At 42.1% G+C, this 12,939-nt stretch carries 14 protein-coding genes; 11 read left to right on the forward strand and 3 right to left on the reverse strand.

Translation table 11 applies throughout. The annotated features are described in order from the left end of the window. The first annotated feature begins 236 nt into the window (after positions 1-236). The 10 genes from LC455_RS06395 to LC455_RS06440 all read left to right on the forward strand — a co-directional run bounded on the left by LC455_RS06395 (position 237) and on the right by LC455_RS06440 (position 9,065). Positions 237-1,421 (forward strand): acyl-CoA dehydrogenase family protein, encoded by a 1,185-nt coding sequence (locus tag LC455_RS06395; protein ID WP_223589164.1) that lies wholly within the window; start codon positions 237-239, stop codon positions 1,419-1,421. A gap of 25 nt (positions 1,422-1,446) precedes the next feature. After that, positions 1,447-1,926, forward strand: a complete 480-nt coding sequence (locus LC455_RS06400; RefSeq protein ID WP_223589165.1) for a flavin reductase family protein — start codon at positions 1,447-1,449, stop codon at positions 1,924-1,926. Positions 1,927-1,947: 21 nt separating this feature from the next. Further along, positions 1,948-2,760 carry an FAD synthetase family protein gene (locus tag LC455_RS06405; RefSeq protein WP_223589167.1) on the forward strand — a complete coding sequence of 271 codons (813 nt, stop codon included), beginning with the start codon at positions 1,948-1,950 and terminating at the stop codon, positions 2,758-2,760. Between the two features lie 23 nt (positions 2,761-2,783). After that, the gene (locus LC455_RS06410) at positions 2,784-3,764 is read left to right on the forward strand and encodes a hypothetical protein (protein ID WP_223589169.1); all 981 of its coding nucleotides are present in this window, start codon (positions 2,784-2,786) and stop codon (positions 3,762-3,764) included. A gap of 15 nt (positions 3,765-3,779) precedes the next feature. After that, positions 3,780-4,667 (forward strand): alpha/beta fold hydrolase, encoded by an 888-nt coding sequence (locus LC455_RS06415; protein WP_223589171.1) that lies wholly within the window; start codon positions 3,780-3,782, stop codon positions 4,665-4,667. A 146-nt stretch (positions 4,668-4,813) separates the two neighbouring features. Further along, entirely contained in the window at positions 4,814-5,605 is a 792-nt protein-coding gene (locus LC455_RS06420) for a 2-keto-4-pentenoate hydratase (protein ID WP_223589173.1), read from the forward strand. Positions 5,606-5,618: 13 nt separating this feature from the next. Beyond that, entirely contained in the window at positions 5,619-6,929 is a 1,311-nt protein-coding gene (locus LC455_RS06425; protein ID WP_223589175.1) for an MFS transporter, read from the forward strand. Between the two features lie 116 nt (positions 6,930-7,045). Further along, positions 7,046-7,486, forward strand: coding sequence for a hypothetical protein (locus tag LC455_RS06430; RefSeq protein ID WP_223589177.1), 441 nt, complete (start codon positions 7,046-7,048; stop codon positions 7,484-7,486). Between the two features lie 106 nt (positions 7,487-7,592). Further along, positions 7,593-8,462, forward strand: a complete 870-nt coding sequence (locus tag LC455_RS06435) for an NAD-dependent epimerase/dehydratase family protein (protein ID WP_223589178.1) — start codon at positions 7,593-7,595, stop codon at positions 8,460-8,462. A 12-nt stretch (positions 8,463-8,474) separates the two neighbouring features. Continuing rightward, the gene (locus tag LC455_RS06440; protein ID WP_223589180.1) at positions 8,475-9,065 is read left to right on the forward strand and encodes a VanZ family protein; all 591 of its coding nucleotides are present in this window, start codon (positions 8,475-8,477) and stop codon (positions 9,063-9,065) included. 57 nt (positions 9,066-9,122) lie between these two features. Here LC455_RS06440 and LC455_RS06445 read toward each other — a convergent pair whose 3' ends face one another. Beyond that, positions 9,123-9,209 (reverse strand): YjcZ family sporulation protein, encoded by an 87-nt coding sequence (locus tag LC455_RS06445; RefSeq protein WP_223589833.1) that lies wholly within the window; start codon positions 9,207-9,209, stop codon positions 9,123-9,125. Positions 9,210-9,314: 105 nt separating this feature from the next. On the opposite strand from LC455_RS06445, the gene LC455_RS06450 reads away from it, so the two are divergent. After that, positions 9,315-10,157: an alpha/beta hydrolase gene (locus tag LC455_RS06450; protein ID WP_223589181.1), complete on the forward strand. Its 843-nt coding sequence runs from the start codon at positions 9,315-9,317 to the stop codon at positions 10,155-10,157. Positions 10,158-10,261: 104 nt separating this feature from the next. Here LC455_RS06450 and LC455_RS06455 read toward each other — a convergent pair whose 3' ends face one another. Together LC455_RS06455 and LC455_RS06460 are read right to left on the reverse strand one after the other, a co-directional pair. Beyond that, a complete protein-coding gene (locus LC455_RS06455; protein ID WP_223589834.1) occupies positions 10,262-11,389 on the reverse strand; it encodes an acetyl-CoA C-acyltransferase in 1,128 nt (375 codons plus the stop codon). After that, entirely contained in the window at positions 11,385-12,857 is a 1,473-nt protein-coding gene (locus LC455_RS06460) for an AMP-binding protein (protein ID WP_223589183.1), read from the reverse strand. The genes LC455_RS06455 and LC455_RS06460 overlap by 5 nt, the downstream gene beginning before the upstream one ends. Positions 12,858-12,939: the final 82 nt, after the last annotated feature.

A 12,939-nucleotide genomic window follows, 5' to 3' on the forward strand; every position in this document is an offset into this window, starting at 1 on the left:
TTTTAGACCAACCGGTTATCAACTGGCTGGTCTATTTTTTATCCAATTGAACAAAAAATGTCTATTAATTGAAAAATCATGAACAGTTTTTGTTCTAGTCTGAAAATTGTAAATTCACTACACTGTTGATATAGGAATTAAACAACATAAACACGTGGGAAATGTAGTTAATGTAAGCGGTGCCAAGATAATTTGATTCCCAACAAAAATGAACAGCAATCGAAAGAGGTGTAATTATGGGAAACTATGCAGTACAAGAAAAAGATGTAACCGTTGAAGAGTTATTGGCTGGTGCTGAAAAAGTTGGAATATTGGCTGAGCAAGAAGCACAAGAAGCAGAAAAAAATGCGACCATTTCTGAAAATGTCGTAAACCTTATCAAGGAAACGCAAATTTCGAGGATCATGCTTCCAAAAAAATATGGCGGACCACAGGTAGATTTGAAAACGTTTGCTAAGATTGTCCGAAAGGTTGCGAATTATAATATTTCAGCTGCCTGGCTGACGTACCTTTATCCCCTGCACAATATGCTGCCATCTTTTCTTCCGGAAAAAGGGGCAGATGAAATTATTAATCAGGGCGGTTTAATCTGCGATATATTTGCAGCCCTAGGAAAAGCAGAGAAAGATGGCGACGGTTACCGGATCAGCGGCAAGTGGAGTTTTGTAAGCGGCGTCAATTTCAGTGACTGGGTTGGCGTTGGCGTCATGATCCAATTCCCAGATAATCCAAAACCTGTTTACTGTTTGCCGATGCTGAAGGTTTCAGAGGTTGAAGTGGTAAACAATTGGGATACATTTGGACTCAGAGGTTCTGGAAGTAATCAAGTAATTGCTGATAATGTTTATGTTCCAATGGAGCGAATTTTGCGTTTGGATGAAGCGGAACTGACAAGAAGACCTCCAGTAGAAGATTATGACAAGGATTATCCATTTTATCATGTACCATTCTTCCCTTCTTTTTATTTTGGCTTTGCTGCCATGGCACTTGGCGGTGCAGAGCGAATTCTTACGGAATTTAAAGTGCTTACCGAAAAGCGCGTTCGCTTAATGGATGGTGTAAGGGAAAGCGAATCACCTCGCAGCCAGCGGGTTTTAGCAGAAATGACTACGGAATTTCATGCTGCGGAAGCTTTAATCGATAAATATATCAATCTGCTAGAAAACTATGAAAAAGATGGCTGTGTGACGCAGCCGGGAGAATTCTTTGCCATTCGGACAAAAGCCATCAAGATTTGTGTGGATATCGCTGTCAGAGCTCTATTAACGCTTGGCGGCGGCGCTCTGTATAAAGGCGGACCAATGGAATTGTTCTTACGGGATATTATGGCGGTTGCTACGCATAAGACTTCTTTGTACGAAGATTCTGTTGCTGCTTACGGAAAAGAATTATTTGGATTTGATTCAGGAGTAAGAGGTTAAGTTCATAATTTAGGAGGTAAAAAGAATGGATGATCGTCAATTTCGTCAAGCAATGGGGAAATTTGCAACAGGCGTAACTGTTATTGCAACAGAGGTGGAGGGGGAAATCCACGGGATGACAGTGAATGCTTTCATGTCTGTGTCGCTTGATCCAAAACTAGTCGTTATTTCAATCGGTGAAAAAGCAAAGATCCTGAACAAGATAAAAGAAAGCAAAATTTTCACCGTCAATATTTTAGCAGCCGACCAGCAGGAGCATTCAATGATTTTTGCCGGCCAATTGAAGGAACATCGTGAAGTAGCATTTGAACGGTTGGATGGCAAGCCGGTTATACCTGGATCTGTTGCCCAAGTGGCCTGTGAAGTCTCAGCTGAACATGTCGAAGGAGATCATACCTTATTCATTGGCAAAGTAACCGACATTCATCTTTTAGATGTAGAACCGCTGATTTTTTACAGTGGAATGTATCGCTCATTAGAAAAACTAGAAACAGTTACAAACTAAAGGACATGAAAGGAGACTGTAATGAAAACCATTTACTTGAACCGGGAAAGTTTGGCTGACTGGCAGAAAAAGGCGACGCCAAATGTCATGGCGCTTGGGTGTTTTGACGGTCTCCATTATGGCCATTGTACTGTCATCAAAACAGCGTTGCACAAAGCGAGAGAAAACCAGGTTCCATTAGCTGTCATGAGTTTCTTTCCTCATCCGAAAACAGTGATATCGAACGGTAAAAAACAAATTCAATACTTAATGCCGCTTACGGAAAAAGAGGATCGGCTCCAGGAATTGGGCGTCGATACCTTTTATATTGTGGAATTTGATAAACCGTTTGCTGCTCTATCACCAGAGCAGTTTGTTGCCAAATATTTGGTTGATTTCGGTGTAGTCCATGCGGTTGCGGGTTTTGATTTTTCCTATGGCTGCCGTGGAGCCGGACATATGGACCGGCTTCAGGAAGATTCCGGCGGACGCATTGAAGTCACAAAAGTAGCAAAGGTAGAGTGCCGCGGGGAGAAAATCAGTTCCACCTGCATTCGGGAACGGCTCTTAACGGGGAATGTAGAGGAGATGCCTGATTTTCTTGGCCGGCCTTATGAAGTGAAATGTGATTGGGACGGGATTTTACTTAAGCTTCATCCCTACTATACTGTTCCTGTACAAGGACGCTATTTTGTAACACTGAAAAATGAGCACAGTTCTATCACAACCGAAATAATCGTCACAGATGGGTCTTCCCTTCATTGTGAAAAAGAGATTCCCTTATTTTTAAAGGGCAGCCTTTCCGTTGTGTGGCACCGCCGTATGCGGGAAGAGGAGAAACGATTAATCTCGTAAATTTATGAAAGGAAGTGGAAAAAATGGCTGAAATTATTGCAGGTGTAGCGATGTCGCACAGCCCCATGATCATGACCAATGAAGCGGGCGCCGGTGAAAAAGGAAGGCGTTTTATTCAAACAGCAGCAGAAATGAAGAAGTGGCTGAAAAACGTTGGTGCAGATGTGATTGTATTGGTTTCCGATGACCATTTTAATAGTTATTTCTACGACCATATGCCGTCCTTTACGATTGGCATTGGCGAATGTGAAGGCTGGGGAGACTGGCAGCTGCCGAAATACAAAATTCCTGTACAGCAAGAACTAGCAAAACATATTCTCCATACGAGTTTAGAGAAAAATGTTGATTTTGCCTTCACATTAAAAATGAAGGTGGACCATGGTCATACACAAGGAGTCTATTTTTTAAATCCTGATCTTGGAATCCCGGTTGTTCCTATTGCCGTGAATACCTCTGCACCGCCGCTGCCGACTATGGACCGCTGTTTCCAGCTGGGAGAAGTTATCCGTGGTGCGATCGAATCATGGGATTCTGATAAAAAGGTTGCGATTGTTGCTTCGGGCGGATTATCTCATTGGGTGCCGATTCCAAAGATAGAGAGTGAAAAACCAGAAGATCAATTTTTGATTAATGTTTTAAAGAATGGCCGCCAGGAAATTGACCAGCTGGATGAATATTTAAAATTACGGGAAACCAATGTAACCCGAATTAAATCAGGTCCAGTTAATGAGCAAATTGACCGAGAGTTTTTACGCTTAGTGACTGAGAAAGATTATTCCGGTTTACGAAGCTGGAGTGCTGCATTTATTGAAGAGCATCTAGGAAATGGCGGGCAGGAAATCCGCAACTGGCTGGTCCTGCTAGGGGTGCTGCAAGGGTTTGAAGCGGACGTGGCCTGTTATGAGCCGATTCCGGAATGGGTGACAGGCATGGCGATTGTTCAGTTCTCGCAGCCAGTAAATCAAAAGTCTAGTAAATCATCAGAATATGAAGTGAGTATTTAATAAGGAGCGATTGGAATGACAATTTGGACAGATTTAGCGGATGTTGAATATAAACTCTATTATTTAGATGCCAATGGAATCAAAACAAGAGTAATGGAAGCGGGCACTGGTGAACCTCTGATTTTACTTCATGGCACTGGGGGACATATCGAGGCTTATGCTAGAAATATGAAGGGTCTGAGTGAACATTTTCGCGTTATCAACATTGATATGGTAGGACATGGCTTCACCGATAAACCAGATCGTCAGTATGGAATTGACTATTATAGTGATCACTTATTATGGGTGATTCAGGCACTGGATTTAAAGCAAGTCTATCTGTCTGGTGAATCATTAGGAGGCTGGGTGGCCGCCTGGTTTGCGGCTGAGCATCCGGAATATGTAAAAGCGATGGTCCTGAATACTCCTGGGAATGTGAACAACAAGCCTGAAGTGATGCAAAGATTAAAAGATTCGACTTTAAAAGCTGTTCTTGAAGCAAACTATGAAAATGTAAAAACTAGGCTTGAGTGGTTAATGTATGACAAGAGCCAAGTTACCGAAGAATTAATCGACACCCGCTATAAAATTTATACCCAGCCGTCTTACCAAAAAGCGGTACACCATATCGTCTGCTTGCAGGATATCGAAGTACGAAAGCAATACAGCTGGGACCCATCATGGTGCGGCAAAATCAATGTTCCTACTTTATTGGCTTGGACAGACCATGATCCGACTTCAACCGTTGAGGAAGCTAAACCAATTCAAGACATGATTCCAAATAGCGAATTAGTTGTCATCAAAGATGCCGGGCACTGGCCGCAATGGGAAAAACCAGAAGAGTTTAACCGCATTTTAACAGACTTTCTTTTAAAGAATCAGGCGAACAATAAGGAAGAAGCAAATCTTGTAACGAATAAATAAGGCTGACCAACTTTGTTCTGACAACCAAACTGCAAATCTCGCAGTTAATGAAAAAGCACTATTTAATTGATTCAATTGGCTTGTATAATCACTGAATCTTTGAATAGTGCTCTTTTTGTACATTTTTATAGAGAGAGGTTTTTTCAATGACTAACCATGTAGCATCTCGAGTAGACCAGGCATATAAGCATTTGCTTCTAGCAGAAGCGGAGAAGCAAATGGTCACGCCGCTTACGGATTTGTATCCGGATATGACTGTTGAGGAGGCATATTATGTTCAAATCAAATCAATAGATCAGAAAGTCCGGGCTGGACAGCAGATCGTCGGTAAAAAAATTGGTCTAACTTCCTTTGCGATGCAGAAGCTGTTAGGCGTAGACCAGCCGGATTATGGACATTTATTGGATCGGATGGATGTGGCGAATAATGGCATTATTTCACTAAATGAGCTTTTTCAGCCAAAAGTAGAAGCGGAAATTGCTTTCGTCCTTCGAAAAGATTTGCAAGGTCCATCCGTCACACTGGAGGACGTGTTAGAGGCGACAGACTATTTTGTACCTGCCTTAGAAATAGTCGACAGCCGCATTGTAGACTGGAGAATTAAATTGCAGGACACGATTGCGGACAATGCTTCCTGTGGTCTCTATGTTTTAGGGGATGAAAAGTTTTCGATGACAGATTTGGATTTAACCCAAATCGAAATGAAACTTTTTCGAAATGGAGAGTTGATGAATACAGGCTATGGCTCTGACGTATTAGGGCATCCGGCCGCTTGTGTCGCCTGGCTGGCGAATAAATTATCAGAGTATAATGTCATTTTGAAGGCCGGCGAAGTTATTTTATCCGGAGCATTATCAGCAGCTATTGCGGCTGAAAAAGGAGATCGGTTCACTGCCGGTTTTACCGGTTTAGGAAAAGTGGAAGTTACATTTAAATAAAGGGGGTCCTTATATGGATCAAAAGAAAACCAATAGTGCGAAAATCTCGAAAAAAGCGTGGGTCATTATTTTACTTTTATTCTTATTGACGGTCATCAGTAATGCCGATAAGGCGATTATCGGCTTTGCGTCTGTTCCAATTATGAAGGAATTAGGACTGAATCCGGAGCAATGGGGCGTTGTCGGCAGTGGATTCTTTTTACTTTATTCTCTTTCCGCTGTTCTCGTAGGAGCACTTGCCGATAAGATTGGAACCCGAAAAGTAATCGCCGGGATGGCAGCTATTTGGGCCCTTGTTCAGTTTTCCACTGTATTTGTTTCAAGCTTTACATATTTATTGATTACGAGGATCATTTTAGGGGCAGGGGAAGGACCTTCCTATTCATTAGCGATGACGGCGGCATCTAAATGGCTGCCAAAGGAAAAACTCGGTATCGGTTTAACCTTGGTATCAATCGGCGGCCCTCTTGGTGTAGCGATTTCCGCTCCGATCTTAATGCACCTTATTTTAAACTATGGATGGCGCTCTGCCTTTATTGCAACGGGAATTGTCGGTGCAATCTGGATTGTCATGTGGTTATGGCTGGCAAAAGAGAAAGCGGTTCAGCCTGTAGCAGCATCTGACTCCAAAGGTGATGCTGTAGTGACAAAAGTCATTCTTGAGTCAAAATTTACTTCCGTATTGTTCTCGAAAAATTTTATTCTCATTGCTTTATGTGGTTTTGCTACTTATTGGTCATTCACGATTGGACTAAACTGGCTGCCGAACTACCTTCAGAATGTTCGAAAATTAAGTCCGGAAACATTAAAGATTGTTGTTTCTTTACCTTGGATCATGATTACTATTTCGCAGATTGTTTTTTCTTCGGTTTCGGACCGGCTTTTTCATAAAACGAAAAGTGTGGTCAAGGGGCGGGTATTTGTTTTAGGGCCAGTTATGCTGGCAGGTGCAGTTTGCTACACTTTAGGAACCTTTGCAAGCTCGAACATTATGGCGATTGTGTTACTATCTTTGGGATTAACCTTTGGATGTATTACCTTAGTGCTTGGACCAGCCATTTTGGTGGAGTTAGTTTCCAAAAAGCATCAAGGTAAAATTCAAGGTTGGTTTATGGCGTTGACTTCCTTAGGCGGGATTGTTGGACCATATGTAACAGGTTATCTTGTTCAACATTCATCCAATCCAGCGGCAGGATTCCACCATTCCTTCCAGGTTTGTGGTTTGATTCTTCTTGTGTTCGGCGGGCTGGTTTGGCTTGCTGTAAGGCCAAAGAAATCTGAAAATGCCTCACAAGGATTGATGACAGAAAAATTATCAAGTTAAGCATTTCCATTTGAGAACCTTGATTTCGAATCAAGGTTCTTTTTCGTTTATTTGAAATCGTATAGGGAAATATAATTGAGTGTTAAAGATTTTATTTTTTGAGGCAGGGAGAAAATATGTTTTCATTACGAGGGGATGCACATAAAGTTTTTCTTCGCTTGAAAAAAATAATGGATCATGGACATGCTGTCAAAGACATGAAGGAACTTATTGAAATAGAAGAAATTCAAAAGCTATACAGGGCGCTTGACAGCAGTGCATTAAAATTAATTTTTTACCGCATGACAAAAGAAAAGAACGGTTCCGGTTTTATTCCTATCCTTGTTTCAGCGGTACCATGGTTAATGCTTTTATTTTCAAAGCAATTATCGGAATTTCTTTTTCATGATGGCAGTTTGCTATGGCTTGTCTTCAGTTTCCTTTATATTTTTGCCGTGGCTGCCAGTGTCATTCTTCATTTTCGTGAAAAAGCATGGGCCGCCTTTCATATGGAAATCATTAAGGACATATTAAATGAAAGAAAAGAACAAGAAAGTTTGGGACATTCGTCAGTGTAATGTCTCTTTTTGATTTTCGATTCCTATTGTAAATCCTGCTATAATTAAGGCATGAAAACGCTTAAAAGGGCTATCGCTGAAAAAAATAAGCAGGGGGAGATTTTTGGTGAAATCTGCGTTAATTCTTGGGGGAACACAGTTTGTTGGGAAAAGATTAGTCCAATTATTGTTAGATGAAGGAATTGAGGTAACCATTGCGACAAGGGGAAAGACACCCGATTCCTTTGGTGATCAAGTATCAAGGTTGAAAATTAGCCGAGAGGATGCCGGTTCTTTACATAAAGCCTTCCAAGGAAAGAAATGGGATGTTGTCTTTGATCAAACATGCTATTCTTCCCAGGAGGCTTCCGATACGTTGCAAGCATTATCTGGGAAAATTCGAAAATACATATTTACATCCAGCCAGGCAGTCTATGATTTTGGGACCAAGCATAAGGAAGAAAACTTTAATCCCCTAGAGTTTAACCCATTGTTAAAAACTAGAGGCGAGTATATCGGTTATGTAGGTTACCAAGAAGCAAAGCGGGCAGCCGAAGCCGTTCTTTTTCAAAATGCAGAAGTTCCCGTTACAGCCGTCCGCTTTCCGATTATTATCGGAAAAGATGATTATACCAATCGTTTAAAATTCCATGTGGACCATGTCAAAGAGGGGAAAGCGATGTTCATCGAGAATCCAGATTTGCGCTATAGTTTTATAGATTCAGAAGAAGCGGCAACGTTTTTATTCAGTATGGCAAAGTCTGATTTTCATGGAGGCATAAACCCTGGATCTAGCGAGGACATAAGTTTAAAAGAATTGGTAACGTTAATTGAAGACCTGACTTCAACAGAGGCAATTTTACAAAAGGATGGAGATCCATCACCATACAATTTGCCTGGTTCATGGTCTGTCGATACTAGTTTTGCCCGTTCACTAGGGCATAACTTTATATCATTGGATCAATTATTAAACCGATTAATCCATTACTATGAATAGGGTTATCCAGTTATGAAAAACCGGTTGCTATGGTTATCGTTAGGAATATCTCAGATTCTCTTTTTGGTTTTATTGCCGGTTTGGTTAAAACTCTTGGCCTATCTTCACCCTGTTGTTTTAGTGGTTGTATGGGCCTGCGTGACAATGCTGGTGTTTTTCTTGGTTTATTTAATAGGAAAAGGGACAATAACAGTACCTAGTCTTCTTATCAAGTCTGTCATGTGTATGTATAGCTTGGGCTTATTCATATTGTTATTCTTCCGGCCCTCGAATCAAGAGTATAAACAAATTAACTTGATGCCTTTTAGAACAATCCTAGGATTTTTTTCAGGAGATGCACATTTCCTAGTTGCCTTCTACAATATTACCGCGAATATATTGTTATTCGTTCCTTATGGTGTTGCGGCGTACTTACTAAACAAACGTCCTTCGAAGGTGAAATTGATTTCCTTTCCTATTCTTTCTATTTCGCTGATTGAAGCGGCGCAGTACTTTACAAAACGCGGAAGTATGGATATTGACGATTTTATTTTAAATGTGCTCGGGGTGGGGATTGGCTATTTGCTGCATCCAATTATTCAAAAAGTTGTGGTTGTAAAATAAAAGAAGCGTGGCATTCACGCTTCCTGTTGCTTACATGTACGAATCTTTTTTATTAGATTAGTACATGAATGATGCACCCACAATAATTAAAAGGATGAAAAGCACAACGATTAAGGCAAAGTTTGAGCGATGTCCGTCTGACATATGGAATCTACCTCCTTTTTCACAAGGTAGTACATCATATGCCGAACTACGTGGTTTGTAATGGACAGGCATGGATTTTTTTATAAAAAAGGAGAGACTCAATCGATGAAAGAAGGGACTTTTAATGGCCATAATGGAGTGGAGCTTCATTATCGGGTTTTGAAACCGAAGACGATCCCAAAAGCAGCCATGATTTTAGTACATGGGCATGGTGACCATAGTGGGGGCTTGGAAAACATAAGTACTAGATTGGTGGAAAATGATTATATTGTTTATGCCTATGATCAGCGCGGCCATGGAAAAAGTTCGGGTAAGAGGGGCTTTATTCGGATCTGGGAGGAATACAAAGTTGATTTAGATAAGTTTCGCAGGATGGTAGTTTCCAAGTTTCCCAATCTGCCATTGTTTATTCTTGGTCATAGCTTAGGCGGGGTTGTAACACTTGATTATGTATTAGATCATGGTACCAATCTTGCAGGGGTTATTGCTATTGCCCCGGCGATTTCCTACGAAGCGACTAGATCGGAAAGGCTGCTGATATCTCTAATGGGTAAGCTTAAACCGGATTTTAGTATTGTAAAACCTGGGGATATTAATAGGTTAACTCGAGACCCGGATATGATTGACAAACTTAATTCTGACGTATTGCGACATGATACGGTAACACCTGGACTGGGACGAGGGTTAATGCTGACAGTAGAGCGTTTAACAAAAGAAGCAAGCTCTATAAATCTGCCTTTTCTGCTGCAGTTTGGGTTAGAAGATGAAATAACTCCCCCCGATAAGCTGAAACAATTCTTTGAGTCTGTCGCTTCCCAGAACAAACAGAAATTAGAATATCCAGCCATGCGGCACCGTCCGTTTGATGACGAAGGACGGGAACAGTTTTTGGAAGACCTTATTGGTTGGCTGGAAAGGCAAACTGGGGAGGAACATGTTGTGCTTTAAACAACTTTCATTTACCGTGGGAGAGCGTATTTTGACATTAGGGTAAATGAATAGGCGTTTCATTGCCCGAGGGAGTACTTTTTACTTCATCCCGGGCAATGAACCTACCAATCATCATTTGTATTGTCTTCTAAACCTTTTTCCCTAACCGTTTCAAATAACACAGCAACACCTATTCCGCCGCCGCTTCCGATCGCAGCGAGAACATATTTTACTCCATGTCTTCTTTGGACTTCATAGAAAAGCCGAGTGACCAAAATAGCACCAGAGGCGCCGTAGGGGTGGCCGACCGTTAACGCACCGCCGCCCAGATTCAATTTTTCATAGGGAATGGAGAGTTCTTGTGAACAAGCAACCATTTTTGAGGCAAAAGCTTCATTGATTTCAAACAAATCAATGTCTTCGACAGTGAGCCCATTTCTATTTAATAATGTTTGGATTGCTGGTATGGGTGCTGCCCCTGGATAAAAGGGATGGACCCCGGCAACCTGACTGTCAACAAAGCGAAGCACGGGTATGAAGCCGCGAGCACGAGCGGTTTCCTCCTCCATTACCACCACTGCAGCAGCCCCGTCATTAATTCCACAGCTGTTGCCCGCTGTAACGGTACCATTCTCAAAAATCGGTTTGGCTCTTCTAAGCAAAGCTTCCATGTTCCTCTTTTTAAAAAACTCTTCATCATTGCTCCATTGTTCAACGGGGACGATTTCCTCCGCAAAAATTCCTTTCTCAAACGCTTCCCAGCTGCGTTCAAAGCTTAGAAAGGCATATTCATCCTGGAGTTCTTTCGATATTCCATATTTTTTGGCGACCATTTCCGCCGCCTCGAGCATGTCAGGATCCCCAATGCTGTCAGGAGAGAAGCGGGCCCGTTTTTCAAAGTGGGAGGTACTGGAGCTTTCAACACCACCAGCGATATAGCACGATCCTGCACCGCCTTGAATGAAATAACAGGCTAGCCGGATGGCCTCAAGACCAGCACTGCATTGCCGGTCCAGCATCAAACCTGGGATTGAAAGAGGAAGACCTGCTGCCAGCGCGGATAACCGGCCGATATTTCCTCCAGGCCCCGTAACATTGCCTAATATCACGTCATCAACGTTTTCACCAAGTCCGTCAGCTAAATGGCTGAGGATGGGAGCTGTCAATTCCTGTGGTTCTAGGCAATGCAGCATTCCATTTTTTTTTCCAACCGGTGTTCGTTTTGCACGGACAATGACTGCTCGTTTAATGGCTCGTCACCTCGTTTTCGATTAATTCCTTCACTTCCGGGCGGGAAATTTTTCCGCTGGTTGTATGCGGCATTTCCTCGATGAAAAACCATTTCCGCGGGATTTTATAGGATGATAAATGCTGCTTGCATAATTTTTTTAAGTCCATAATCGTTGCGTTACCTTTTACGACAGCGGCGGCAATTTGTCCCCAATATGAGTCTTGGATGCCGATGACGGCTACTTCTTCGACAGAAGGATGCAAACCAATTACCTTTTCAATTTCTTCTGGAAAAATATTAATCGCTCCGTATAAAATCATATTTTTTTCACGGCCCGAGATGTAAAGGTAGCCGTCTTCATCTAGATAACCCATATCATCAACCGTAATCCAGCCGTTTTCGTCGTGGATCGGACGAATGCGTTGATGACCGGAAGTCCCCTCCGTTTGGAGATACCCAATGAAAAGCATGTTACTTTTTACAAAAATTTTCCCGGGTTCGTTTGGTTTAGCTTCCTCCATGTTCGAACGGCGAATTTGGATTTGGACATTATGACAGGGCTTGCCGACGGAGCCAGGCTTTCTATCATTATCGTTTAATACGGTAACAAAGCTTAATTCGCTGGCTCCATAAAATTCGTACATGGAGAGGGACGGGAACATCTGCCGGATTCGCTGCTTGGAATTCTCCTCCCATTTTGCACCAGAGGAGAGGAATTTAATGTGTTTTTCAATGCGAGATCCATCTTTTAAAAAGGCTGCGACCATGGTTGGTACGACATAGACAGCTGTAATAGGCAGCGATTCCATTAATGCTAAGGAATTACTCGAAGAAAATTTTTCGAGTAGATAGACTGTTCCTCCTATAAATAAGGTGCTAATGGCGCCATAGAGGAAATGGGAATGAATCAATGCCCCAGGCACGATTACATGATCATGTTCATTGAGCTGAAAATCATATCGGCTGCAATCGAAGCTTGCTACCCATGAGTCATGAGCACGAATAAAGGCTTTCGGATTCCCGGTTGTCCCAGATGTAAATCCCATATAAAACGGGGTCTTTCCGTCTATCTCTATGGCTCTGCTTGAGGCAGCGTTATTGACTTCTGAAAGGACATCCTCCCATATTAGGCTGTTTACAGGGAGATGCTGGACTTTTGAAAAAAACTCACCTGTTGTGATAAGGATGGATGGCTGGGCCAATGTTAGCCGATGTTGCAGCTCGGTTTCGGTCCATTTCAAATCAAAGAGAACGGAAGTCCAGCCGGCGGTGGCTGCCCCAGCAAATAGCTGTAGGAAGGGGATTCCGTTTGGTAGTAAGATTCCTATTGTTCGATGTTCAAGATTAAGAGAATCCAGCCAGTTTGCCGTTTTGCACACCATCTTGTGCCAGGTGTGATAGTTTATTTGTTTATTGTTAGTTTGAATAGCGATTTTTTCAGGGGAAGATTGAGCATGGTTTATGTATGTTTCCGTTATGGATGTCATATTTATCACCTCTTTTTACATACTAACACAAGTTTAGGTAAAGTTATTATCGGATAGGAGAGCCAATCAGCGGATAAGCGGA

It is taken from the genome of Neobacillus bataviensis (assembly GCF_019969725.1).